The sequence below is a fragment of the Phenylobacterium sp. genome, assembly GCF_030693405.1.
Classification (GTDB): domain Bacteria; phylum Pseudomonadota; class Alphaproteobacteria; order Caulobacterales; family Caulobacteraceae; genus Phenylobacterium.
Window position 1 is genome coordinate 1 of sequence record NZ_JAUYAW010000046.1, and the last position, 24,321, is coordinate 24,321.

A 24,321-nucleotide genomic window follows, 5' to 3' on the forward strand; every position below is an offset into this window, starting at 1 on the left:
GGGCGATATCCCCATAGCCGCGTCCAGCATCACCAGCGCTCCGCCAGCTGACCGCGGCTTCCTCCCCTGAAGGCTTCCGGACGCCGGCCCGCAGCCGGACCCATCAGCATGCGCTGGGGCCGGCATCCGAAACCCTCAACAGTTCCGGACTCTACCTGGCGGCCCACATCCGGGCATTCGAGACCATGCGTACAGTCGCGTTGGCGCCGGTGAGCGACAGACTAATTTACCCCCTGTGGCGACGGCGAAGCCTGTTGTCGGGCTGCACTCTCCGGGGTCCGGCTACCAACGAATGGGCCACAGGCGCCAGTTGCGGGGATTGTATTTCCTGCTGTTGCGGATGCCGGTTGGGTCAAAACGGGTCTTCATTCCAAGGCAGACCGCCACCAGGAAGAAGGTGGCCACGCCCAGTCGCACCAATTCTCCAGCCCTGCCCTCGGGTCCGACGACTAGCAGACATGTTGTAATGAGGTGGAAGCCGCCAGCCGCCAGGATCGAGCGCCATCTGAAGCCAAACCCGAGTACCGCGAGCACTAGAGCCGCTACAACTCCAATCGCGAACGACCAGGGTGGCCCGATGAGGAAGGAGTCAGAGGAGCACGGTGCCATGTCTCGTGCAGTAGCATGGCCCTACTAACATTGGCTTTTCATCCCACGGCTGAGCCGGGCTCTCCCAGAGCGGGGTGGCTAGCTTACGCGGCGGCATCGGGGCTGCGCCAGGAGCTGGCCTTGGGGAGTTGGCAGAATGCGGACATTCCGCGGCCCAGACGGATGTGCGGTTGCCGGCCCGCTGGCCACGGCCGAGTCCGCCCCCGCGCTGACTTCCGGGCAGTCGGCTTTTCGGCAGGCAGCTATGCGGCCTCCGAGGCTATGCGGAGATGAGGTGGGTTGCTAGGTTTTCGCAGTGGAAGTAACCGAAGCAAATCTCAGCGACGTTGACGCCGCCGGCGCGCTTTGGGAGCGCTGCGGCCTTGCTCGCCCGTCGAGTGACCCTGGCGAAGACTTCCGCCGGTGCGTCGGCTCGCCCAACGCAGCTGTGCTGATCGGACGCTTAGATGGCGTGCTCGTGGCGACGGTGATGGTGGGCTTCGATGGTCATCGTGCTTGGGTGTACTTTCTGGCCATCGAGCCGACATTCAGGCGCCAAGGCTTGGCAAAGACCATGATGAGCGCAGCCGAACAGTGGGCTCGGGCGCGGGGGGCACCGAGGCTCAATCTCATGGTCCGAGAGTCGAATGCTGCAGCTTTGAGCCTCTACGAGGAGTTGGGCATGGAGCGTCAGCCGGTGCTCGTCATCGGAAAGGCACTCAACTAACCCTGTGCGCGGCAGGGGCGATCGATGTCAGATTGGCGCCAGTTCCGGACCCAGGCCCGCGGCCGATATTCTGACATTGGCTGAACCGCCAGCTCCGGCCGCAGTTTGCGGGCATAACGCAATTACTGGCTTTAGTCGGGGGCACAGGGCGTATCTGGTCGAAGTCCCTGGCCGGCCAGTCGTGATGGCTCGAGAAAATAGCGCAGGACCGCGCGCTGCTTAGGACTGATCAAGCATCGACCCCCAGTTTCATCACCGTGACGGTGTCTCGTTAGACATCTGGCCAGAACCCGCGGTTGCTAAGTCTCTTCAGCAGCCTCGCTTTTGCCTCAGCCTGCTCCGAACTGTACACCTGCCCCAATTCAACAATGTCGGTCAGATGTTGCAGGTTGTTATCATATCCGCGGTCGAGAATGTCTTGAACCACCTCAAATCGCGCAAGCGCCGCGGCAAAAGTCGCAATAGTGCGCCCCTCTTGCTCCTGATTGATGTCGGCTCCTGCCTTTAGAAGTGTCTGATAGTTCTGCATGTCCTCATGCTCGATTCCGAATGCGAACGCCCGCATAAGCGGCGTCTCCGAACTCCCATCGCACGTCATGTTGGGATCTCCACCGTGCGCTAACAGGAGAGGAAGAATTTTTGGATTTGGATTCCTCGCTGCGACCCAAACTGCACCGCAATTCAGCCCGCCCGCAGCGTACTTGGCGTTAGGATCCGCCCCAGCACCGAGCAGCGCTTCCACGCCGCGCTCGTCACAGAATCTCATTGCCCAGAAGAGCGGCGGCAGCCCATTTCGCCCAAGTTCGTTTGGCTTCGCGCCCGCGGCCACCGCCTTGCCGACGGCTGCGCTATCTCCTCGACAGGCGGCCTCGATCAACGCTCGGCTTTCAGCTTTGTCGAAGTGGTTCCGAAGTGATCCTGATCGATCCGCACAACCGGCTGTTCCGAGGCCAATGACGACAGCGAGCGCCGTTGATAGTAGCTCGCGAGTGATCATGCCCCTCATCCCTTCCGGCTGTTCCTCGGCCCAGATCTAACCCCGGAAAACGAGATGGGTGGGCTAGAGCTTTCCCGCTTTGGATCTTGGCCGCGGAGACTGGAGCGACCATGCCCAAGGCGTCCGGTAAGCGTCCAGCCTCTTTCCGAAAGCAGACCTTCGGAAGGTCGCCTAGGAGCCCATCTCAGACGCTCCGGCGCACCCACCCCCACCCTCGCCCTTGACCTCCCGCCTTCGCCCGCCTCTCTTCACGCCCAACAAGTGTTTGAAAGTGAGGAGGACGCCGTGGCCTATAAACCCTTCGACCTGACTGGAAAGGTGGCCCTGGTCACGGGCGGCAATGGCGGGATCGGCTTTGGCATGGTCGAGGCCATGGCGCAGGCCGGGGCCGATATCGTCATCTGGGGCTCCAATCCCGACAAGAACCGGGCGGCCGAAGAGAAGCTGAAGCCCACCGGCGTGCGGGTGCTGACCCAGGTGGTCAATGTGGCCGATGAGACCGCGGTGGCTGACGGCATGGAGGCCGCCGTGGCCAAGATGGGCGCGGTGCACACCGTGGTGGCCAATGCCGGCATCGGCGGCGGGGCGAAGTCGTTCTCGGAGTTTCCCACCGAGACCTATCGCAAGGTGCTGTCGGTCAATCTGGACGGGGTGTTCTTCACCTTCCGCGAGGCGTGCAAGCACATGGTCGCTAGGGGCGGGGACGGGCAGGGGGGCTCGCTGGTGGCGATCTCGTCCCTGTCGGCCCTGGACGGGGCGGCGCGCAACCAGGCCTATGCGGCCACCAAGGGCGCCCTGATCCCCATGGTCCGGGCCATCGCCGTGGAGCATGCGCGCTATGGGGTGCGGGCCAATGTGATCCTGCCCGGCTGGGTCGCCACCGACATGACGGCCGCGGCCCAGGACAATGACAAGTTCAACGAGAACGTCATCAAGCGCGTGCCCATGCGCCGTTGGGGGGAGCCTGCGGACTTCGGCGGCATGGCGGTCTATCTGGCCTCGGACGCCTCGCGCTTCCACACCGGCGACTCCTTCCTGATCGACGGCGGCTACGGCGTCTTCTGATCGGGGGTCTTGGGCGTCCTGACGCAGGGTCAGTGTTTGCGGGCGCGGTCGTCGGCGCCATGGTGGGGACAAAGAGAACACCACGGGAGACGACGCCATGACCCTGCACACGCCGCTTTGCGACCTGCTGGACGTCCAGCATCCGATCATGCAGGCCGGGATGGGCGGGGTCGCCTATGCCGAGCTGGTGGCTGCGGTCTGTGAGGCCGGCGGCTATGGGGTGCTGGGCATGGCCGGCCGCTCGCCGGACTTCATCCGCGAGGAGATGCGCAAGGTCCGCAAGCTGACCGACAAGCCGTTTGGCGTCGACCTGCTGGCCGCCTCGCCCGAGAGCCTGACGGCCTCGGTGGAGATCATCATCGAAGAGGGCGCCTCGTCCTTCATCGCGGGGCTGGGCGTGCCCATGCCGATCATGGAGAAGCTGAAGGCCGCGGGCCTCAAGGTCATGGTGGTCTGCGGGGCGGTGAAACATGCGGTCAAGGCCGAGCAGGCCGGCTGCGACGCCGTCATCTGCCAGGGCGGGGAAGGCGGCGGCCATACGGGCCTCGTCGGCACCCTGCCGCTGGTCTCCCAGGCCGTTGAGGCGGTGAAGATCCCCGTGGTCGCCGCCGGCGGCATTTCCGATGGCCGGGGGCTGGCGGCGGCGCTGGCGCTGGGCGCGCAAGGGGTTTGGATCGGCACGCGGTTCATCGCCTCGACCGAGGCCCATGCGGGCCAGGCCTATCGCGAGGCGGTGGTGGCCGCCCAGGACGTCGATACGGTGCGGACCCGCTGCTATTCGGGCAAGCCCATGCGGGTGATGAGCAACCCCTATGTGGCCGATTGGGAGAGCCGGCCCCAGGAAATCCAGCCCTTCCCCCTGCAGGCCATGCACTCGACCCAGACCGGGGTCATGGGGGGCATCGGCGGCCAGATCGAGGGCCTGGACCCCGACCGCTCCTGCTTCGCCATGGGCCAGTCGGCGGGCGGCGTCCACGACATCAAGCCGGCCGCCCAGATCGTCGCCGAGATGGTCGCCGAGGCCGAGGCCGCCATCGACCGGATGGCGCGCTTGCGGGGTCTGGTCCCGGCCTGATGCGGCTTGGCGCGGCCTGGCGTCAGGGGGCGCCGAGGAAGCCTTCGGGGTCATTGGCGAGGCCCGCAAAGGCGCCCAGACAGCGCTGCCAGACGGCGACCTGGTCGCGCAGGTCGCCCTCGGTCTGGCTGTCGGCCAGCAGCAGGCCATAGCGGATATCGGCCTGTTCGCCGCGCATCACGGTGCGGCAGAGGATGTCGCGGCTGTTGAAGGCGTTGAGGTGTTCCAGCGTCATCGCGCGCTTTTCGACGCTGGCGGAGAAGCCGAGCGCGCGGCAGGCGCGTCCGGCCTCGTCACAGCCGATGAACTCGGCGCCGAAGATGCCGCCTGGCGTCACCACATTGAGGCGGACCTGGCCGCCGTCGCGGCCCTCCATCTCGCCCCGGGCGCCCATGCCGGCCAGGACGGCGATCAGGGTGCTGGGGTCGCGGGCCGGCGCCTGGGCCTGGGCCGCCCCGGCGGCGACGGTGAACGCCAGGCCGATGGCCAGGCTCTTGGCGAGGTGAAGTTGCAGCATGATCTCGTCCCCCAGAAGTGTCCCCTGATCCGCTAGCAGAAGCGCCCGGCCCGCGCGAGCTTTCGCCCCTCAGGGGCGCGCCCGTGACAAGCTCGGCCTCAGCCCCTTAGATTGCCGCCATGCGTCCCGCCGCCCTGATCCTTGCTCTGTTCCTGTCGAGTCTGGCCCTGCCTGCTCAGGCGCAGGAGCGGACGCCGACGCAACGCCAGACCCTGGCGGACATCGCCTATGTGCTGGGCGAAAGCCATGCCCTGCGGCAGGCCTGCGAGGGCGCCTATGACCAGTACTGGCGCGATCGCATGATGGGGGTGACCGACACCGAGGCGCCGGACGCGGCCCTGGATCGCCGGCTGAAGGAAGCCTTCAATTCCGGCTTCGCCAGCCGCCGGGCGGAGTTTCCTGAGTGCAGCCGCGCCAGCCGCATCGCCGAGGCCGCCGCCGCCCGCCGGGGCCAGGCTCTGGCCGCCAGCCTCGCCTCGGTCCGCCACCGGGTCGATCCCCGCGAGGCCGAGGCCCGGCGCAAGGCGCTGGAGATGGAGGCGATTGAGCAGGACCTGTCCCTGCGGCCGTGATGGCCATCGGCTTCGCCCCTGGCGCGACCGACCTTGACAGGTGAGGTTCAGCTCCCAATTTGGGCGCTGCGGGCCGGGCCCCTCTGACAGTCATGGTGACTGTGATGTCGGACCGCATCGAGGGTGCTCGATGCCTGGGCTCGGACCGATTTCTTCGCCATATGCGTTGGATCGCGATGTCCGCCGCTCCGTCAGCGCGGGCGCCAGAATCGCAACGGGGCCTGTGGGCCCCCATGGAGACATGCGACCCCGATGATAATCGCCCTGCTCATTCTTGGCGGATTGATCCTGCTCGCCGTGGGCGGCGAGTCTCTGGTGAGGGGCGCCGTCGGCGTCGCCCGCACCCTGGGGGTGTCGCCCCTGCTGACCGGCCTGGTCATTGTCGGGTTCGGCACCTCGACCCCGGAGCTGGTCACCAGCCTGATGGCCGCGCTCCAGCATTCTCCCGGCATAGCCGTGGGCAACGTGGTCGGCTCAAATATCGCCAACATTCTGCTGATCCTGGGCGTAACCGCGGTCATCTCGCCGATCATGATCCGGCCGTCCGCCATCCGCCGCGACATGATCGTGCTGGGCCTGTCGTCGGCCGCCGCCCTGCTGGCGGTGCTGGCCGGCTTCATCGACCGCTGGTTCGGCGGCCTGCTGGTCTTCGCGCTGATCGCCTATGTGGCCTACGCCTATGTCCGCGAACGCGGCCGGATGGCGGCTGAGGATGCAGCCTCTGACGTCGCGCGTCCCAAGGCGGATCTCGTCACGGTCGGGAAGTTCCTCGCCATGTCGGTGGCGGGCATTGCGCTCACAGTCCTGGGCGCCCGCCTGTTGGTGTCCGGCGCCATCGACCTGGCCGAGGGCTTCGGGGTCTCCCAGACCATCATCGGCCTGACCATTGTCGCCGTCGGCACCTCGCTGCCGGAAATGGTGGCCTGTGTGATCGCCGCCCTTCGCCGCCATTCTGACGTGGCCGTGGGCAATGTGATCGGCTCGAACATCTACAACGTGCTCGGCGTGCTGGGCGTCACGGCGATCGTCTATCCGATCCGCATTCCGCCGGAGATCGCCAGCCTCGACATCTGGGTGCTGCTGGGCGCCACCGGCCTGCTGGCGGTGTTCCTGCGCACCGGCGGTGGCCTGCAGCGGCTGGAGGGCGTGGCCTTCCTGATCGCCTATATCGCCTATGTGGGCGTGCTGGCCCTGGCCTGACTTGAGGCCGGCCTGATCAAACCCTGGCGGCCTGGGCCTCACGCAGGCCCTTGCCCGCCAGGGCGTCGGCCCGCTCGTTGAGGACGTGGCCGGCATGACCCTTGACCCAGCGCCAGTCCACCTGGTGGCGCAGGCGCGCCTCGTCCAGCCGCACCCAGAGGTCGGCGTTCTTCACAGGCGCCTTGGCGGCGGTCTTCCAGCCGCGGGCCTTCCAGCCGGGCAGCCACTCGGTGATGCCCTTCATCACGTACTGGCTATCAGTGTGCAGCTCCACATGGCAGGGACGATTGAGCGTCTCCAGGGCCTGGATGGCGGCCATCATCTCCATGCGGTTGTTGGTGGTCGCCGGCTCGCCGCCGCAGATCTCCTTTTCCTTGTCCCCAAAGATCAGGATGGCGCCCCAGCCGCCGGGGCCGGGATTGCCGCTGCAGGCGCCGTCAGTGAAGACCGTGACCTTGGGCGTCACGAGTCCGCCCCGAACAGGACGAGGTCAGCGGCGCTGCGATGGACCGCCAGCTTGCGTTCGTATTCCAGCGGGTCCTTGGGACGGACCAGGGCGCCCGCGGGCGTGGCCCCCCAGTCGTTCAGCCGGGTCAGGAAGAAGCGCATGGCCGCCCCGTGCGCCAGGATCGGCAGGGCGTCGCGTTCCGCATCGCTCAAGGGTCGGTGGGCCTCATAGCCCGCCACCAGGGCCCGGGCGCTGGTGATGTTGAAACTGCCGTCGGCCTCGAAGCACCAGGCGTTCAGGGCTACGGCGATGTCGTAGGCGAGCGCATCCACGCAGGCGAAATAGAAGTCGATGGCCGCGGCGAACTGGTCGCCCTGGAAGAAGACGTTGTCCGGGAAATAGTCGGCGTGGATGACGCCGCGGGGCAGATCAGCCGGCCAGTTGGCGGCCAGATGGTCCAGGTCGGCGGAGATGGTGGCCGCCAGCCCCGGCTTCAGGTCCTCGGCGGCGCCCTTCAGTCCGGCGAACAGCGGCGCCCAGGCCGCCTGTCCCAGATCATTGGCCCGGCCCATGGGGAAGCCCTCGGCCGCCAGATGCAGCCGCGCCAGGCCCTCGCCGGCCTGCCGGCAGTGGGTTGCGCTTGGCCGGCGGACCGACAGGCCCGACATGAAGCTGACGATGGCCGCAGGCTTGCCCCGCACGGTCTGGATCAGCTCGCCATCCCGGCCAGGCATGGGCGTGGCGCAGGGGTAGTCGTGATCGGCCAGCCAGCGCATCAGACCCAGGAAGAAGGGCAGATCCTCAGGGTCCACCCGGCGCTCATAGATGGTCAGGATGAAGCGGCCGCGATCGGTCTCCAGCAGGAAGTTGGAGTTCTCCACGCCTTCGGCGATGCCCTTGAAGGTCTGCGCCTCCCCCAGGTCATAGCGGGCGAGCAGCTGCGCGAGCTCTTCATCGGAGATGTCGGTATAGACGGCCATGGGGCGGGCATGGGGGAGGCCGCTGGCGCGGTCAAGACGGCGGAGGGTGCGGTCTCGATTTTTAGCTGCGCGGGGCTAGGCGGATTCCGCCTCGGCCAACAGCCGGGGCAGCTTGAAGGTCACGGCCTCGCGGGCGGCTTCCTCCATTTCGATGGTCAGGTCGAAGCGTTCGGCCAGGCGGTCGATCACCCCCTGGACGAGGTCTTCAGGGGCCGAGGCCCCGGCGGTGACTCCTACCGTGCGGACCCCCTCAAGCCAGGCAAAGTCCAGGGCCTGGGCGTCGTCGATCAGGTGGGCGGGGCAGCCGGCCCGGGCGCCGACCTCGGCCAGGCGCACCGAGTTGGAGGAATTGGCCGAGCCGATCACCAGCAGGAGATCAGCCCGGGTCGAGACCGACTTCACCGCCTCCTGGCGGTTGGTGGTGGCGTAGCAGATGTCCTCCTTGTGGGGGGCGGCCATCAGGGGAAAGCGGGCGCGCAGGGCGCCGACGATGCCGGCCGTATCATCCACCGACAGGGTCGTCTGGGTGGCGAAGGCCAGATTGGCCGGGTCCTTGGGGGTGAAGGCCTGGGCGTCCTCCACAGTCTCGATCAGGGTGACCGCGCCATCGGGCAGCTGACCCATGGTGCCGATGACCTCGGGGTGGCCGGCGTGGCCGATCAGCACGATCTCCTTGCCGGCCTCATAGTGGCGCTGGGCCTCCACATGGACCTTGGAGACCAGGGGGCAGGTGGCGTCGAGATAGAGCATCTGCCGACGGCCGGCCTCGGCTGGCACCGACTTGGGCACCCCGTGGGCCGAGAAGACGACGGGACGGTCGTCAGGGCATTCGTCCAGTTCCTCGACGAAGATGGCGCCCATGGCCCGCAGCCGGTCGACCACATGGCGGTTATGGACGATCTCGTGGCGGACATAGACCGGCGCCCCGAATTTCTCGATCGCCCGCTCGACGATCTGGATGGCCCGGTCGACGCCGGCGCAGAACCCCCGGGGGGCGGCCAGCAGGACGGTGAGGGGCGGGCGGGCGGGGGCGATGCTCATGGGGCGAAATCTAAGGGTTCTGGCCCCACGCCGCCAGCCGCGTTGCGGCCTCAATCGAGAACCATTAGTAGAGGCATCTCATGCGCGGTCCCACCGCGCCGACAGAGTTGGACGTTTTATGCGCCGTTCCCTGCTATCGGTCCTCGCCCTGGCGCTCGCCGTCACCTCGTTCCCCCTGGAGAGCGCGGCTCAGAACCGACGCGGCCAGGAGGCCGACGGCCAGGCGCAGGCTTCGGATCGCCGCCGCCGCGAATCCGAATGGGGCGACCGTCAGGCCCCCCTGCCGCAGCTGCGCAACGCCGGCCCGTGCCCCTTCGCCAAGGTGCTCTATGACGCCGGCCGCTATGTGGAGTTCGAGGGCGGGCGTGAGGCCTCGGCCGCCGTGGGCTTTTCCGGTGAAATCCAGGGGGTTTCCGCCGGTTGTTCCTATGAGGACGATGAGCCGATCCAGGTGGCCATGGAGGTCCTGTTCGAGCTGGGCCGTGGGCCGGCCGCCCAAGGGGCGCAGAAGACCTATCGCTACTGGGTGGCCGTGACCAAGCGCAACGACGCGGTCATCGCCAAAGAGTATTTCGACCTGCCTGTCACCTTCGCGCCTGGCGCTGACCGCACCTATTCGCGCCAGATGATCGAGGGGATCGTCATTCCCCGCGCGCAGCTGACCACCAGCGGGGCCAATTTCGAGATCCTGATCGGCTTCGACGTGACGCCGCAGATGGCCGAGTTCAACCGCGCCGGTAAGCGCTTCCGTATCGACGTTGTCAGCGGCGCCGCTGGGACCGCCCAAGCCAGCCAATGACCGATCTTAAGCGGGGACTTGGGGAGGCGGTCTCGGCCGCCTTCGCCTCTGCGGGTCTGTCGGCCGAGCTTGGCCGTGTGACGCCGTCCGACCGGCCCGACCTGGCCGATTTTCAATGCAACGGCGCCCTGGCTGCGGCCAAGCAGGCCCGCCGCGATCCCCGTGAGATCGCCGCCGGCGTGGTGGCCGAACTCGCCAAGGACCCGCGACTGGCCTCGGTGGAAATCGCCGGGCTCGGCTTCATCAATATGCGCGTGGCGCCCGAGGCCCTGTCGGCCCGGGCCAATGAGATTGCCGCTGATCCGCGCCTGGGCGCCGGCGCGGTGGCCGAGCCGCGGCGGGTGCTGGTGGACTATGGCGGTCCCAATGTGGCCAAGCCGATGCATGTGGGCCATCTGCGGTCGTCCATCATCGGCGAGGCGATCAAGCGGCTCTACCGGTTCCGTGGCGACGAGGTGGTCGGCGACGCCCACTTCGGCGACTGGGGCTATCAGATGGGCCTGCTGATCGGCGCGGTCTGCGATGAGGACGCCTTCGTCGCCAAGCTGGTCGAGCAGGTCAACGCCCGGTCCACACCGCTGACGCCCGACGACGAGGCCCAGGCCTTCGCCGCCCTGGACGAGCGGATCAGCCTGGCCGATCTCGACCGCCTCTATCCGGCCGCTGCGGCCAAGGGCAAGGAAGACCCCGACTACCGCGATCGGGCCCGGAAGCTGACCGCCGAGCTGCAGGCGCATAATCGCGGCTATCACCTCCTGTGGCGGCACTTCGCCCGGGTGACTCAGGTGGCCCTGGCCCGGGACTTCCACGCCATCGGCGTGGATTTCGACCTCTGGAAAGGGGAGAGCGACGCCGATCCGCTGATCCCGGACATGGTCAAGGATTTGGAGGCCAAGGCCCTGCTGGTCGAGGACCAGGGCGCGCGCATCATCCGCGTGAGCCGCCAGGGGGACAAGCGCGAGTTGCCGCCCCTGCTGGTGGTGTCCTCCGAAGGCTCGGCCATGTACGGCACGACCGACCTGGCCACCATCCTGGACCGCAAGCAGAGCTTTGATCCCCACCACGTCCTCTATGTGGTGGACCAGCGGCAGGCCGATCACTTCGAGATCGTCTTCCGGGCCGCCTATCTCGCCGGCTACGCCCAGGAGGGCAGCCTCGAGCATATCGGCTTTGGCACCATGAACGGGACCGACGGTAAGCCGTTCAAGACCCGCGAAGGCGGCGTGCTGAAGCTCCACGACCTGATCGAGATGACCCGCGACAAGGCGCGCGAGCGGCTGAAGGAGGCCGATCTCGGCGGCGGGCTCGATGCGGAGACCTTCGAGGACACCGCCCACAAGGTCGCCGTGGCGGCCCTGAAGTTCGCCGACCTGCAGAACTTCCGCGGCACCTCCTATGTGTTCGACCTCGACCGCTTCACCAGTTTCGAGGGCAAGACCGGTCCCTATCTGCTCTATCAGGCCGTTCGGGTGAAATCGGTGCTGCGCAAGGCCGCCGACGAGGGCGCCGAAGCCGGCGAGATCGTTATCGGCGAGCCGGCCGAGCGGGAGCTGGCTCTGCTGCTGGACGCCTTCGACCACGCCCTGGCCGAAGCCTATGAACGCAAGGCGCCGAACTTCATCGCCGACCATGCCTACAAGCTGGCCCAGGCCTTCTCGCGGTTCTACGCAGCCTGCCCGATCCTGATCGCCGAGCCGCCGGTCAAGGCCTCGCGCCTCGCCCTGGCCTCGGCCACCCTGCGCCAGCTGGAGCTGGCCCTCACCCTGCTGGGTATCGAGACCCCCGAACGCATGTAGGCTCGGACCTCCATCAAGGGGGGCGCATGAAGTTCTGGTTGCTGACCTATGTGGGCGCCGCGGTCGCCGAGATCGCTGGCTGCTTCGCCTTCTGGGCCTGGCTGCGCCAGGGGCAGAGCATCCTCTGGCTCATCCCGGGGCTGGCGGCGCTGGGCCTGTTCGCCTGGCTGCTGACTCTCGCCGATGTTGAACATGCCGGCCGCACCTACGCGGCCTATGGCGGAGTCTATATCGCCTCTGCGCTCGCCTGGCTCTGGGTTGTGGAGGGCGTGCGACCGGACCGCTGGGACCTGGTCGGTCTCCTGGTCTGTCTGCTGGGGGCGGCCATCATCCTGTTTGGCCCCCGTCAGCCCGTCGTCTGAAAAGCTTGACGAGGGTCTATGTTTCCATAATATAGGAATTATCGAAACAAGGGCGCGGGGGAGCCTTCCCATCTGCGACCGCAATCCAGGAGCCTGCCATGAAGCGTCTGCATGTTCACGTCTCGGTCGAGGACCTCGACCGCTCGATCGGGTTCTACGCCACCCTGTTCGGCGCCGCGCCAGCGGTGGTGAAGGACGACTATGCCAAGTGGATGCTGGAGGATCCGCGGGTGAACTTCGCCATCTCCACCCACGGCGCCCAGGCCGGCGTGGACCATCTGGGCATCCAGGTGGACGAGGCCGCTGAGCTGACCGAACTGGCTGGCCGGCTCAAGGCGGCGGGCGAGACCACCTTCGACCAGGAAGCCGCCACCTGCTGCTACGCCCGGTCGGACAAGGCCTGGGTCAGCGACCCGGCTGGCCTGCGCTGGGAGACCTTCCACACCTTTGGCGAGGCGGTCACCTATGGCGAGGACGATGTTCCGGCCATGGCTCTGGACCCTGCAGCGGCCGCCTGTTGCGGCGCGCCAGCCAAGGCTGAGCCGGTCCCCGCCTGCTGTTGAGGCGCCTCCGCCGGGCGGGAGGCTGCGCTGACTTTGCGCGTTGACTCCCGCCCGGCGATCGCGGAGTTTCCGCTCATCTCCTCGCGGGAGAGACCGGCCCTTCACGGGGTCGGCGCCGAAGGCGCAACCGCCCCGGAAACGCTCAGGCAAACGGACCGCGAAGAGCTGATGAACGCTGGAAAGCAGCCCGCCGAAAGGTAGGGCTCGCCGAAGGAGCAATGGGCGCGGACTCGCTTGTCCGCCTCTAAATCTCTCAGGCTCAGGGACAGCGGGGGCGCGTGTTGGGAATGGGCGACCAGGCCCCCGGCGCGTCGCAACATCAGCCGGAGACCCGCCGTGTCGGACGAGACGCTAAAGCATACGCCCCTTTACGCCGCCCATGTGGAGGCCGGCGCGCGGATGGTGCCCTTCGCGGGCTACGCCATGCCGGTGCAGTACAAGGACGGGGTGCTCAAGGAGCACCTCTGGACCCGCGAGCACGCCGGCCTGTTCGACGTCTCCCATATGGGCCAGGCCCGGCTGCGCGGGGTTTCGCCCCTGTCGGCCTTCGAGGAGGTGACGCCAGGCGATTTCATCGGCCTGAAGCCCGGCAAGCAGCGCTATTCGGTTCTCCTGAACAAGACGGGCGGTATCATCGACGACCTGATGGCCGGCCGGCCCGATGACGACGGCCTGTTCGTGGTGGTCAACGGCGCCTGCAAGGAGAACGACTTCAAGGTCATCGACGCCGAACTGGCCGGCCAGGTGCGAATCGATCGCCTGGAGGACCGGGCGCTCATGGCGTTGCAGGGGCCAAAGGCTGCGCAGGTGCTGGCCATTCATGCGCCGGACGCCGCAAAACTGGCCTTTATGGAGACCGCCGCCCTCCAGGCCTTCGGGGTCGACGCCATCATCTCGCGCTCGGGCTACACCGGCGAAGACGGCTACGAGATTTCCGTGCCGGGCGAGGCGGCTTTGCACATCTGGAACACTCTCCTCGCCGACGAGCGGGTCCGACCCATCGGCCTGGGCGCCCGTGACAGCCTGCGCCTGGAGGCCGGGCTGCCGCTCTATGGCCATGACCTGGACGAGACCGTGTCCCCTATCGAGGCGGGCCTGGGCTTTGCGGTCTCCAAGAAGCGCCGTGACGCCCGGGACTTCCCCGGCGCCCGCCGCATCGCCGCCGAACTGGGTGGCGACGTGACCCGCAAGGCCGTGGGCCTGAAGGTCGAGGGCGCGCCGGCCCGGGAAGGCGCCGAGATCGCCGACGCCGAGGGCGCGGTCGTCGGCGTCATCACCTCCGGCGGTTTTTCCCCCACCCTCGGCTATCCCATCGCGCTGGGTTTCGTGCCGCCGGCCCTGGCCGCGGCGGGAACGGAGCTGAAGGTGATCGTCCGGGGCAGGGCCCAGGCCGCCCAGGTGGTCGCCACCCCATTCGTCGCCCATCGTTATGTGCGCAAGGTTTAGAGAAGGAACGTCCCGAAATGCGCTTCACCAAGGATCATGAGTGGGTTTCCCTGGATGGGGACGTGGCCACCATCGGGATCACCGCCTATGCCGCCGAGCAGCTGGGCGACGTGGTCTTTGTCGAAACCCCTGAGGTCGGCAAGAGCGTCACCGCCGGCGAAGGCCTGGCCGTGGTCGAAAGCGTCAAGGCCGCTTCGGATGTCTACGCCCCCCTGACGGGAGAGGTGCTTGAGGCCAACGCCGCCCTGGCCGAGGCCCCCGAGACCGTCAACCAGGCGCCGGAGGCCGACGGCTGGTTCGCCAAGGTGAAGATCGCCGACGCCTCGGCCTATGAGGCGCTGATGGACCGCGCCGCCTACGACGCCTTCCTGGAGACCCTGTAAGCCCCATGCGCTACCTGCCGCTCACGCCCGACGACCGCGCCCAGATGCTGGGCGTGATCGGCGCTGCGACCATCGACGACCTCTTCGCCGACGTGCCGGCCGCCGCCCGCAAGTCCGAGCCCTTCGACCTCCCACACCATGCCGGCGAGCTGGAGGTCGAGCGTGAGCTGTCGGCCCTGGCCGGCCTGAACCGGGCGGCCGGCGCCGGGCCGTTCTTCTGTGGGGCGGGCGCCTATCGCCACCATGTCCCGGCGACCGTGGACCACATCATCCAGCGCTCGGAATTCCTGACAAGCTATACGCCCTACCAGCCCGAGATCGCCCAGGGCACCTTGCAGGTCCTGTTCGAGTTCCAGACCCAGGTTGCGGCCCTGACCGGCCTCGATGTGGCCAACGCCTCGATGTACGACGGCTCCACGGCCTGCGCCGAGGCGGTGATGATGGCCAGGCGCGTCACCCGCCGGAAGCGGGCGGTGCTGTCAGGCGGCCTGCATCCCCACTACGCCGCCACCACCCAGACCATCGCCCATGCCGAGGGCATGGATATTGTCCGTCAGACCGTCGCCATCGACGCCGAGGCCGCGGTGATCGAGGCCATCGATTCAGAGACCGCCTGCGTGGTGGTCCAGACCCCCAACGTCTTTGGCGTGGCGACCGACGTCACGGCCATCGCCGAGGCCGCCCATGCGGCCGGCGCCCTGCTGATCGTGGTGACCACCGAGGCGGTCTCCTACGGCCTGCTCAAGTCGCCCGGCGAGATGGGCGCCGACATCGCCGTGGCTGAGGGCCAGTCCATCGGCAATGCGCTGAATTTCGGCGGCCCCTATATCGGCCTGTTCACCTGCAAGGAAAAACTGGTCCGGCAGATGCCGGGCCGCCTGTGCGGCGAGACCGTGGACGCCGACGGGCGCCGGGGCTTCGTGCTGACCCTGTCCACCCGCGAGCAGCACATTCGCCGGGACAAGGCGACCTCCAACATCTGCACCAATTCCGGCCTCTGCGCGCTCGCCTTCACCGTCCATCTCTCCCTGCTCGGCGAGACGGGGCTGCGACAGCTGGCGGCGATCAACCACGCCAAGGCCCAGCGTCTGGCCAAGGCGCTGGCGGCCATCCCAGGCGTCGAGGTGCTGACCAAGCGCTACTTCAACGAGATCGCCATCCGGCTTCCGGGGAACGCGACCCAGATGGTCGAGGCGCTGCTGGAGGACGGCATCGTCGCCGGCGTGCCCTTCTCCAGGCTCGACCCGGCCGCGGGCCTGGACGACGTGCTGCTGTGCGCGGCGACCGAAACCACCCTGGATGAGGATATCGACGCCTTCGCCCAGGCCCTGTCCCGGAGAATCGGCTGATGACCATGCAAACTGTCGGCCGGCCCACCCGGCCCGAGGACGTTCAGCCTCTCGACTCTGGCTTCGCCTCCCTGACCGGCGGTCGCGGCTTGCTGCAGGACGAGGCCCTGATCTTCGAGCGGGACGGCTGGGGCAAGACCGGCGTCGACCTGCCGGCTGTAGACGCCGCCGCCGATGATCTCGGCGACCTGGTCCGCACAAGCCCGATCGGCCTGCCTGGCCTGTCCGAGCCCGAGGCCATGCGCCACTATGTGCGCCTGTCGCAGAAGAACCACGCCATCGACCTGGCCCTCTATCCCCTGGGCTCGTGCACGATGAAGCACAATCCGCGCCTGAACGAGAAGATGGCGCGGCTGGCCGGTTTCGCCGACCTGCATCCCATGGCCCCCCTGCCGACGATCCAGGGGGCCCTGACCCTGATGGACCGGCTGTCGCACTGGCTGAAGACGCTGACGGGCATGCCGGCCGTGGCGCTGTCGCCCAAGGCCGGGGCGCATGGCGAACTGTGCGGCCTGCTGGCCATCCGCGCGGCCCATGAGGCCAAGGGCGATCCCCGTCGCCGGGTCCTGGTGCCCACCTCGGCCCATGGCACCAATCCGGCCACGGCGGCCTTTGTGGGCTATTCGGTGACCGAGATCGCCCAGACCGACGACGGCCGGGTGGATCTGGCCGACCTGGAGGCCAAGCTTGGTCCGGACGTGGCGGCCATCATGGTCACCAATCCCAACACCTGCGGCCTGTTCGAGCGCGACATCATCGAGATCGCCCGGCTGACCCATGCGGCCGGGGCCTATTTCTACTGCGACGGCGCCAACTTCAACGCCATTGTCGGCCGGGTCCGTCCCGGGGACCTGGGCGTCGACGCCATGCACATCAACCTGCACAAGACCTTCTCCACCCCCCATGGGGGCGGCGGTCCCGGCGCTGGGCCGGTGGTGCTGTCTGAAGCGCTCGCGCCCTTCGCCCCGGCCCCTTGGGTGGTGCATGGCCCTGAGGGGCTGACCCTGGTGGAGGAGACTGTCGAGGAGGCCGCCCAGGCCTTTGGCCGCATGAGCGCCTTCCATGGCCAGATGGGCATGTTCGTCCGCGCCTACGCCTATATGCGCAGCCATGGCGCCGATGGGCTGCGGCAGGTGGCCGAGGACGCCGTCCTCAACGCCAACTACATCAAAGCCCGCCTCTCCGGCGTGATGACTCCGGCCTTTCCCGAAGGCCCGTGCATGCACGAGGCCCTGTTCGACGACTCCTGGCTGGAGGGGACCGGCGTCACCACGCTGGACTTCGCCAAGGCGATGATCGACGAGGGCTTCCACCCGATGACCATGTACTTCCCGCTGGTGGTGCATGGGGCGATGCTGATCGAGCCGACCGAGACGGAGTCCAAGCAAGAGCTCGACCGCTTCTGCGAGGCCCTGATCGCCCTGGCGACGGCGGCCAAGGCCGGCGATGTGGACCGCTTCAAGGGCGCGCCCTATCTGGCGCCCATGCGCCGGCTGGACGAGACCCTGGCGGCCCGCAAGCCCCGCCTGACCTGGAAACCGGAGCCAGGTGTGGCGCCGGCGCCGCTCGCCGCGGAATAGCAACGGCCGGGCCTGAAATGGGCCCGTCTGTCGCCTTACTTTCAGACTGGCGCTGCACATATGAGGAAGACGCGCGGGAGCCTCGCCTCCCCGGATGGGTCCACCCGCGCGTCATCCCTGGTTTCCCAGCGTGTCTCTCGCCCTCTCTGCGCGGCCGCACGGCCGCACCGCCGCCCCAGGGGCCCATGGCCGGCTGTCTCGCCGGGTGCTTCGCCTTGGGCTGACGGTTCTGGGCGGACTGATCGTCATCGCCGGGGTCCTCATCGCGCCCCTGCCGGGACCCATGGGGCTGCCGGTGGCGACGGTGGGCCTGATCCTGATCCTGCGGAATTCCTACAAGGCCCGCCGGGCCTTCGTGCGTCTGCGGCGGGCTCATCCCAAGACCCTGCACCCCTTCCGCCGCCTGCTGCGGCGCAAGCCTCAGGTGGTCCCGGTGATGTGGCAGATGATGCTGAGAACTGAGCGCCTGCTGGTCCCACGGCGCTACCGGGTGGGGGTCCGCGGGCGGCGCCTGTTCCGGCGCCGCCGCAGGTCTTCGACTATTGTAGCTTAGACGCCATCTGGCCGATGGCCTTGTCCACCAGAGGATCGGTGGTCGCAGCCGCCAGACGGCCGGCGAGAACGGTGCGCGCGGCCTCAGCGGCGAGTTCGGCAGCCGCAGCCTTCACGTCCGCCATGGCCTGAGCCTCGGCGGTGGCGATCTTGCGCTCGGCCATCTCGGTGCGACGGACGATCTGCTCCTCGAGCTTCACGGCCGCGTCCTTGCGCATGCGCTCGGCGTCTTCCTTGGCCTGGGCCAGCATGTCGGCGGCCAGGGCCTCAGTTTCTTCCCGCTGGGCCTTGATCTGGGTGAGCAGACGCTCGGCCTCGGCGCGCAGGTTCTGAGCCTCATCCAGCTCGGCCTGGATCCGCTCGGCGCGGGAGTCCAGCGCCTTGGCCATGGCCGCGGGCACCTTCAGATAGATCAGCAGCCCGAAGAAGATGAGGACGGCGACCAGAACCCAGAATTCGGGGGTCACGAAAAAGGACATCTCGTCTCTCTCCTCAGGCCGCGTTGCGCGCGATCGCGGCGTCCACCTCGGCGCGGGTCGGCGCCTGGCCGCTCAGCTTCTCGACGATGGCTTCAGCGGTCTCGGCGGCCAGGTTGCGCACGTTCGACATGGCCTTTTCACGGCCAGCCTGGATGCCGGCTTCGGCGGCGGCCAGACGCTCGTGCAGCTTGGCTTCTTCAGCCGCGTTGCGGGTGTCAGCTTCGGCCTTGGCCGCAGCCTTGGCGTCGGCGGCGGTCTTCTGGGCGCGGGCGCGGGCCTGGGCCAGCTCCGCGGCGGCCTCAGACGACTGGCGCTCGGCCTCGTCGCGGGCGATGCGGGCGTCAGCCAGGTCGCCCTCGATCTTCGCCGCCCGGGCCTCGATGGCGCCGCCCACCCGGGGCAGGAACAGCTTGGACAGGATGACGTAGAGAATGGCGAAAACGATGAGCAGCCAGAAGATCTGGCCCGGCCAGTAGCCGAACTCGAACTGGGGCAGGCCAGACGAGCCGTGCTCGGCGGCTTCCGTGCTTTCGTGCAGATCGTGGCTCAGCGTGGTCGGCGGCGTCTCGACGATCGCCCCGCCCGGCTCGAGCTCTGGTGTGGTCTGGGCCATCAAGGCGCTCCGTTGAGTCTGCTCAGGTCCATGCGGCGTGTGGGCCCTCCGCAGGGCGGGCCATGCGAAAGGCGGGCTGTTCTCCAGCCCGCCCCCCAACGCACGGATAGTCTCGCCTTAGGCGGCGAACAGGATCAGCAGCGCGACCACGAAGGCGAAGATGCCCAGCGCTTCGGTCAGGGCCATGCCCAGGAAGAGCATCGGGCGCTCGCCGGCCGAGGCCGACGGGTTGCGCAGGGCGCCGTTGAGGTATTGGCCGAACATGGTGCCGAGGCCGATACCGGCTCCGATCATGCCCAGCATCGCCAGGCCGGCGCCGATGTACTTAGCTGCAAGGGGATCCATCGAAAGTGCTCCGTGTAAGCGATGGGGTCGGGAAACGGGGTGAGCAGTCGGTCGTGATCAGTGGCTGTGCAGGTTCACGACGTCGTTCAGATAGACGCAGGCCAGCACGGCGAAGACGAACGCCTGCAGGAACGCGACCATGAACTCAAGGGCGGTGATGGCGACGGTGCCGGTCAGGGTGACCAGGGCGCCGACGATCCCCAGCGCGCCGAGCGCGCCAAGCGACACCACGAAGCCGCCGAAGACCTTCAGGACGACGTGGCCGCCGACCATGTTGCCGAACAGTCGAAGGGCAAGCGTCACCGGGCGCACCAGGAAGGAGATGACCTCGATCACCACCACCAGGGGCAGGACGAAGAAGGGCACGCCCGAGGGGACGAACAGCTTGAAGAAGCCCAGGCCATTGCGGGCGAAGCCCACGGCGATGACCACGGCGATCACCAGGAGGCCCAGAGTGGCGGTCACCGCCAGCTGCGAGGTCGAGGTGAAGAAATAGGGGACCATGCCCAGCAGGTTCATGGCCAGGATGAAGGCGAACAGGGTGAAGACGAAGGGGAAGTACTTCTTGCCTTCGTGGCCGATGATCGAGTCCGTCAGGTTGTGGATCAGCTCATAGAGCATCTCGCCTACCGACTGCAGGCGGCCCGGCACCACGGCGGCCTTGGCCGAGGCCGCGGCGAAGAACAGGGTCACGCTGGCCGCGGCGATGATCATCCACAGGGCCGAATTGGTGATCGAGAGATCGAAGCCCGCAACAGCAGGAAGTTCGAGAACCTGTTGGATCTCGAACTGGTGCATCGGATCGGCCACGCCTCAGTCCCTCTTGTTCTGGCCAGGCCCCGCGGGCCAGCCGTCGTCGTCATCTTCGTCATCGTCGAAGGGGACCGAGGAAACCGGTCCGGCCTTCGCCGCCGCCTGCGCGCTCATGCGTCCCGCAGAACGCGAGATCAAGAACATCGCCAGGGCGGTACCCACTAGCACGCCCAGGAGCAAGCCCCAGGGCGAGGTTCCAGCCCATTGATCGAAGAGCCAGCCAAGGCCGAGCCCCCCCAGAACGCCCCCGATCAGCTCGGCCACCAGCTTGTAGCCGGAACCGATTGCGCCGGTGTCGAACTTCCCCTTCCGGTCCCGCGCCGCCCGCTGGACATCGACCGCGTCCAGCTGTGCGTCGAGACGTTTCAGCGCCTCGTGGTGCGGATCGGACGGTTGCGACATGAGCGGATGGCGCCTTCCGGGGGCGAGGGCGGCCAGCCGGCGCCCCTGGTTCGATCGCGGCGGAACCTAAAGGGGCGAGGGTACAGCGTCAAGGCGCTGGCGCCTGTGTCTAATTGTTTGATTTGTCTTGAGTATCGGCTTAGCCGCCCGATTCGGCCGCCGCGGCGCCTATTCCGCGGCCAGGGCCTCGGCCTGGCGGAGGTCCACCGAGACCAGTTGCGACACGCCCCGCTCGGCCATGGTCACCCCAAACAGCCGGTCCATGCGGGCCATGGTCACCGGATTGTGGGTGATGGTGATGAAGCGGGTCTCGGTGCGGCTGCGCATCTCGTCGAGCATGTTGCAGAAGCGGTCCACATTGGCGTCGTCCAGGGGGGCGTCGACCTCGTCCAGCACGCAGATGGGGGCGGGATTGGCCAGGAAGACTGCGAAGATCAGGGCCGCGGCCGTCAGCGCCTGCTCGCCGCCGCTCATCAGACTCATGGTCGCCATGCGCTTGCCGGGCGGGCAGGCGTAGATTTCGAGCCCCGCCTCCAGGGGATCGTCAGACTCCACGAGCCGCAGTTCAGCCTGTCCCCCCTCGAACAGGGTCTGGAAGAGGGTCTTGAAGTGGCCGTTGATCACTTCGAAGGCCGCCGTCAGCCGCTCGCGGCCCTCGCTGTTGAGCTCGTCGATGCCCTGGCGAAGGCGGGCGATGGCGCCGGTCAGATCGGCGCGCTCGGTCTGCATGGTCTCCAGCCGGGCCGCGCTCTCGCGGGCCTCGTCCTCGGCCCGCAGATTGACCGCGCCGATGGACTCCCGCTGCCGCTCAAGGGCGGCCAGATGGGCCTCCATGCCGCCGGCGTCGGCGGGGATGGCCACGGCCTCGTCGGTCAGCTGGCGGGCGAGATCCTCCGGCTCGACCCGCGCGGCCTCGCGAATCTGCTCGGCCAGTTCGGCCAGGCGTTCCACCGCCGCCTCCAGCCGGGCGTCCAGGGCGACCCGGCCTTCACGGGCCTGGGCGGCGGCGGCGTCTGCGGCCCGCAGGCCCCGCTCGGCCTCGCCGCGGGCGGTCTCGCCGGCCTGCAGAGCGTCATGGGTCTGGGCCCGACGGGTCTCGGCGGCGGCGAAGGCGTCAAGCAGGCTGATGCGCCGGCCCTCGAGCTGCTGCGGCGCTTCCCGGGCGAGATCGAGGGCGCGGAGCGCCCGGGCCCGGTCGGCCTCCAGGACCTCCAGGCGGCGGGCGGCCGAATCGGCCCGGCGGGACCAGTCGTCGCGCTCACGGGTGAGGGTCGCCAGGCGCCGCGCCCGGCCATCGCGTTCGCGGGTCTCCACCTCCAGCGCCGAGCGCGCGGCAGCCGCGGCCTCCCGGGCCGGTCCCGCGGCGATGCGGGCGGCCGCCAAGTCGGCGCCGAGGTCGGCGGTCTCACCTACGGCGCCCACCTCGGACAGGACGGCGGCGTGACCAGCCTCGGCCTCGGCCAGTTCGACGGCGAACCGGGCGATCATGTCGTCGAGGGACTGGGCCTGGGCTTCCCGGCGGGCGTCCTCCCGCTCCAGCTTCTCGAGGGCAGCGCGCGCCTGGCCCAGGCGCTGCTCGCAGGCCGGCGGCTCGCGACGGGCGGCCTTCTGGTCGGCTTCGGCCTGGGCCAGGACCTGTCTAGCGGCGGCCAGGGCCCCGCGGGCCTGCTGGGCGGCGGGCGCGAGGGCCTCGATCTCGGCTTCCACCTCGGCCAGGCGGGACTTCTGCTCCAGGCGGACGGCGGCCGGCTTCTTGGCCTCGGCCTTGGCGGTGAAACCGTCCCAGCGCCAAAGGTCGCCTTCGCGGGAGACCAGACGGCAGCCTGGGGGAATGCTCTTGGCCAGGGTCTCGCCCTGGGACCTGTCGACCAGGGCCACATAGGCCAGACGGGCGGCGAGCTGTGGCGGGGCCTGCACAAGGTCGCTGAGCGGCGATGCGCCCGGGGGCCAGGTGGGCGGTGGGGCCTGCGCGCCTGCCCAGTGGGCCGGCGCCTTGGGATCGAGCGAGGCCTCCAGGTCATCGCCCAGGGCGGCGGCCAGGGCCATCTCCAGGCCCCGCTCAGGCGCCATGGCGTCCAGCGCCGGGGCGAAGCCGCCGCGCAGCTGCGGGGCGACGATCTGGGCCAGGGCCCGGGCCTCGGCGGTCAGGCGGGAAATCTGCTCGTCCTGGCGCCTCGCGGTCTCGCGGGCCTCGGCTTCCCGCGCCTGGGCCTGGCCTTGCGCCTCCTCGGCGGCGGTCTGGGCCTGGCGGGCGGCGGTGAGGGCGGCCAGGGCATCATCGAAGGCTGTCCGGGCCACAGCGATCTGTGGGTTCTCCAGCGGTCCCAGGGCCGTGCGCTCGGCGCGGGTCTGCTCCAGGGTGCGCCTCGCGCGGGCCACGCGGCCCTCGGCCTCGCTGATCCGCGCGCTGGCGGCCCGGCGGCGGGCCTCCTCGGCGGCGGCCGCAGCGGCCAGGCGCTCGACCTGCGCGTCGGCTTCGGCCCGGGCGGCCTCGGCGGCGGCCAGGGCGGCCTCGAGCTCAGGGATGCGTTCCGGGGCGCCGGACACGGCGCCCTCAAGGGCCGCGACCTCTTCGACCAGGCGGGAGAGGGCGGCCTGGGAGTCCTCGGCCATCTGGCTCTCGCGGCCCCGGTCGGCGTCGATGCGGGCGATCTCGGCCTCGCCCCTGGCGACCTCAGCGGCGAGCGCTTCGGCCTCGCGCTCGATGCGGTCCTTGTCGATGGCCAGCTTGCCAAGCACGGCGGCGGCCACGGCCTCGGCTTCCCTTAAGGGGGCGAGGGCGGCGTCAGCCTGCGCCGCGGCGGTGGCGGCGACAGCGGCCGTGCGGGTGGCGGTCTCGACGTGGCGGGCGGCCTCGCCGGCTTCGATCTTCAGTTGCTGAGCCGCCTGGGCGGCCTGGCTCCAGCGGGCGTAGAGGACAGCCCCTTGCAGGGTGCGGATCTCCGCCGACAGCCGGCGGTAGCGCTCGGCCTGTCGGGCCTCCCGACGCAGGCGGGCGAGTCCCCCCTCTAGCTCCTGGGCGACATCGTCGAGGCGGGCGAGATTGGCCTCGGCCGCCCTTAGCCGCAGTTCGGCCTCATGGCGGCGGGAGTGCAGGCCAGAGACGCCGGCCGCCTCTTCCAGGATCAGTCGGCGGTTCTGCGGCCTGGCGGCGATGAGTTCGGAAATCTGCCCCTGGCGGACCAGGGCCGGGGAGTTGGAGCCGGTCGAGGCGTCGGCGAACAACAGCTGGACGTCCCTGGCCCGGACCTCCTTGCCGTTGATCCTGTAGGTGGAGCCCGAACCCCGGTCGATCCGCCGCACCACCTCCAGCACCGGGTGGTCGTTATAGGCCGCCGGGGCGCGACGGTCGGCGTTGTCGATGGTCAGGGTGACATCGGCATGATTGCGGGACGGACGCTTGCCCGATCCCGCAAAGATCACGTCATCCATGCCGCCGGCCCGCATGGCCTTGGCGGAATTGGCGCCCATGACCCAGCGCAGGGCTTCCAGCAGATTCGACTTGCCGCAGCCGTTCGGCCCGACAATCCCCGTCAGCCCCGGCTCGATCCGGAACTCCGTCGAATCGACGAAGGACTTGAAGCCGGTGAGCCGAAGCCGCTGGAAGCGCACGGGCGCCTAGGTCCCCC

The 24,321-nt window shown here is 68.6% G+C and carries 25 protein-coding genes and 1 riboswitch; of the genes, 14 read left to right on the top strand and 11 right to left on the bottom strand.

Annotated features, from left to right (window positions below; all coding sequences use genetic code 11):
- Positions 1–904 precede the first annotated feature (904 nt).
- Positions 905–1,315, top strand: coding sequence for a GNAT family acetyltransferase (locus tag Q8N19_RS09200; protein WP_305589950.1), 411 nt, complete (start codon positions 905–907; stop codon positions 1,313–1,315).
- Positions 1,316–1,586: 271 nt separating this feature from the next.
- On the opposite strand, the gene Q8N19_RS09205 is transcribed toward Q8N19_RS09200, so the two are convergent.
- A complete protein-coding gene (locus tag Q8N19_RS09205) occupies positions 1,587–2,312 on the bottom strand; it encodes an ankyrin repeat domain-containing protein (protein WP_305589952.1) in 726 nt (241 codons plus the stop codon).
- A 285-nt stretch (positions 2,313–2,597) separates the two neighbouring features.
- Between Q8N19_RS09205 and Q8N19_RS09210 the strand changes: the two genes are divergently transcribed.
- Together Q8N19_RS09210 and Q8N19_RS09215 are read left to right on the top strand one after the other, a co-directional pair.
- Positions 2,598–3,377 (top strand): SDR family NAD(P)-dependent oxidoreductase, encoded by a 780-nt coding sequence (locus Q8N19_RS09210; protein ID WP_305589955.1) that lies wholly within the window; start codon positions 2,598–2,600, stop codon positions 3,375–3,377.
- A 97-nt stretch (positions 3,378–3,474) separates the two neighbouring features.
- On the top strand, positions 3,475–4,452 hold the full coding sequence (locus Q8N19_RS09215; protein ID WP_305589957.1) for a nitronate monooxygenase family protein: 978 nt from the start codon (positions 3,475–3,477) through the stop codon (positions 4,450–4,452).
- 22 nt (positions 4,453–4,474) lie between these two features.
- Here the strand turns inward: Q8N19_RS09215 and Q8N19_RS09220 are convergent, their stop codons facing one another.
- Complete coding sequence (locus Q8N19_RS09220) at positions 4,475–4,969, bottom strand: YbjN domain-containing protein (protein ID WP_305589959.1); 495 nt, start codon at positions 4,967–4,969, stop codon at positions 4,475–4,477.
- Between the two features lie 119 nt (positions 4,970–5,088).
- Here Q8N19_RS09220 and Q8N19_RS09225 point away from each other — a divergent pair, with 119 nt between their 5' ends.
- On the top strand, positions 5,089–5,541 hold the full coding sequence (locus Q8N19_RS09225) for a TIGR02301 family protein (protein ID WP_305589961.1): 453 nt from the start codon (positions 5,089–5,091) through the stop codon (positions 5,539–5,541).
- 252 nt (positions 5,542–5,793) lie between these two features.
- Positions 5,794–6,741: a calcium/sodium antiporter gene (locus tag Q8N19_RS09230; RefSeq protein ID WP_305589963.1), complete on the top strand. Its 948-nt coding sequence runs from the start codon at positions 5,794–5,796 to the stop codon at positions 6,739–6,741.
- 16 nt (positions 6,742–6,757) lie between these two features.
- Here the strand turns inward: Q8N19_RS09230 and rnhA are convergent, their stop codons facing one another.
- The 3 genes from rnhA to ispH all read right to left on the bottom strand — a co-directional run bounded on the left by rnhA (position 6,758) and on the right by ispH (position 9,210).
- The gene (rnhA, locus tag Q8N19_RS09235) at positions 6,758–7,207 is read right to left on the bottom strand and encodes a ribonuclease HI (RefSeq protein WP_305282921.1); all 450 of its coding nucleotides are present in this window, start codon (positions 7,205–7,207) and stop codon (positions 6,758–6,760) included.
- Positions 7,204–8,169 carry a homoserine kinase gene (gene thrB / locus Q8N19_RS09240; RefSeq protein ID WP_305589965.1) on the bottom strand — a complete coding sequence of 322 codons (966 nt, stop codon included), beginning with the start codon at positions 8,167–8,169 and terminating at the stop codon, positions 7,204–7,206. Before thrB ends, rnhA begins: the two co-directional genes overlap by 4 nt.
- Before the next feature lie 75 nt (positions 8,170–8,244).
- The gene (ispH, locus tag Q8N19_RS09245) at positions 8,245–9,210 is read right to left on the bottom strand and encodes a 4-hydroxy-3-methylbut-2-enyl diphosphate reductase (RefSeq protein ID WP_305589967.1); all 966 of its coding nucleotides are present in this window, start codon (positions 9,208–9,210) and stop codon (positions 8,245–8,247) included.
- 118 nt (positions 9,211–9,328) lie between these two features.
- Between ispH and Q8N19_RS09250 the strand changes: the two genes are divergently transcribed.
- The 9 genes from Q8N19_RS09250 (at position 9,329) to Q8N19_RS09290 (ending at position 18,041) form a co-directional block, all read left to right on the top strand.
- Positions 9,329–10,009, top strand: a complete 681-nt coding sequence (locus tag Q8N19_RS09250) for a Tat pathway signal sequence domain protein (RefSeq protein WP_305589969.1) — start codon at positions 9,329–9,331, stop codon at positions 10,007–10,009.
- Complete coding sequence (locus tag Q8N19_RS09255) at positions 10,006–11,805, top strand: arginine--tRNA ligase (RefSeq protein WP_305589970.1); 1,800 nt, start codon at positions 10,006–10,008, stop codon at positions 11,803–11,805. The genes Q8N19_RS09250 and Q8N19_RS09255 overlap by 4 nt, the downstream gene beginning before the upstream one ends.
- A 26-nt stretch (positions 11,806–11,831) precedes the next feature.
- Positions 11,832–12,167 (top strand): YnfA family protein, encoded by a 336-nt coding sequence (locus Q8N19_RS09260; RefSeq protein ID WP_305589972.1) that lies wholly within the window; start codon positions 11,832–11,834, stop codon positions 12,165–12,167.
- 98 nt (positions 12,168–12,265) lie between these two features.
- Positions 12,266–12,730: an ArsI/CadI family heavy metal resistance metalloenzyme gene (locus Q8N19_RS09265; protein WP_305589974.1), complete on the top strand. Its 465-nt coding sequence runs from the start codon at positions 12,266–12,268 to the stop codon at positions 12,728–12,730.
- A gap of 74 nt (positions 12,731–12,804) precedes the next feature.
- A riboswitch (glycine riboswitch) is annotated at positions 12,805–12,898 on the top strand.
- A gap of 168 nt (positions 12,899–13,066) precedes the next feature.
- Positions 13,067–14,176, top strand: a complete 1,110-nt coding sequence (gene gcvT, locus Q8N19_RS09270) for a glycine cleavage system aminomethyltransferase GcvT (protein ID WP_305589976.1) — start codon at positions 13,067–13,069, stop codon at positions 14,174–14,176.
- Positions 14,177–14,193: 17 nt separating this feature from the next.
- A complete protein-coding gene (gene gcvH / locus Q8N19_RS09275) occupies positions 14,194–14,559 on the top strand; it encodes a glycine cleavage system protein GcvH (RefSeq protein ID WP_305589978.1) in 366 nt (121 codons plus the stop codon).
- A gap of 5 nt (positions 14,560–14,564) precedes the next feature.
- Entirely contained in the window at positions 14,565–15,908 is a 1,344-nt protein-coding gene (gcvPA, locus tag Q8N19_RS09280; RefSeq protein WP_305589980.1) for an aminomethyl-transferring glycine dehydrogenase subunit GcvPA, read from the top strand.
- Positions 15,908–17,488: an aminomethyl-transferring glycine dehydrogenase subunit GcvPB gene (gene gcvPB / locus Q8N19_RS09285; protein WP_305589982.1), complete on the top strand. Its 1,581-nt coding sequence runs from the start codon at positions 15,908–15,910 to the stop codon at positions 17,486–17,488. Before gcvPA ends, gcvPB begins: the two co-directional genes overlap by 1 nt.
- Before the next feature lie 130 nt (positions 17,489–17,618).
- Entirely contained in the window at positions 17,619–18,041 is a 423-nt protein-coding gene (locus tag Q8N19_RS09290) for a hypothetical protein (RefSeq protein WP_305589984.1), read from the top strand.
- Here Q8N19_RS09290 and Q8N19_RS09295 read toward each other — a convergent pair.
- The 6 genes from Q8N19_RS09295 to smc all read right to left on the bottom strand — a co-directional run bounded on the left by Q8N19_RS09295 (position 18,028) and on the right by smc (position 24,304).
- Positions 18,028–18,519 carry a F0F1 ATP synthase subunit B gene (locus Q8N19_RS09295; protein ID WP_305589986.1) on the bottom strand — a complete coding sequence of 164 codons (492 nt, stop codon included), beginning with the start codon at positions 18,517–18,519 and terminating at the stop codon, positions 18,028–18,030. The genes Q8N19_RS09290 and Q8N19_RS09295 overlap by 14 nt on opposite strands.
- Before the next feature lie 13 nt (positions 18,520–18,532).
- A complete protein-coding gene (locus Q8N19_RS09300) occupies positions 18,533–19,132 on the bottom strand; it encodes a hypothetical protein (protein ID WP_305589988.1) in 600 nt (199 codons plus the stop codon).
- A gap of 117 nt (positions 19,133–19,249) precedes the next feature.
- Positions 19,250–19,477 (bottom strand): F0F1 ATP synthase subunit C, encoded by a 228-nt coding sequence (locus Q8N19_RS09305; RefSeq protein WP_293321260.1) that lies wholly within the window; start codon positions 19,475–19,477, stop codon positions 19,250–19,252.
- Positions 19,478–19,534: 57 nt separating this feature from the next.
- Complete coding sequence (locus Q8N19_RS09310) at positions 19,535–20,287, bottom strand: F0F1 ATP synthase subunit A (RefSeq protein WP_305589990.1); 753 nt, start codon at positions 20,285–20,287, stop codon at positions 19,535–19,537.
- Between the two features lie 3 nt (positions 20,288–20,290).
- Positions 20,291–20,692 carry an AtpZ/AtpI family protein gene (locus tag Q8N19_RS09315; RefSeq protein ID WP_305589993.1) on the bottom strand — a complete coding sequence of 134 codons (402 nt, stop codon included), beginning with the start codon at positions 20,690–20,692 and terminating at the stop codon, positions 20,291–20,293.
- A gap of 168 nt (positions 20,693–20,860) precedes the next feature.
- Entirely contained in the window at positions 20,861–24,304 is a 3,444-nt protein-coding gene (gene smc / locus Q8N19_RS09320) for a chromosome segregation protein SMC (RefSeq protein WP_305589995.1), read from the bottom strand.
- Between the last annotated feature and the right edge of the window lie 17 nt (positions 24,305–24,321).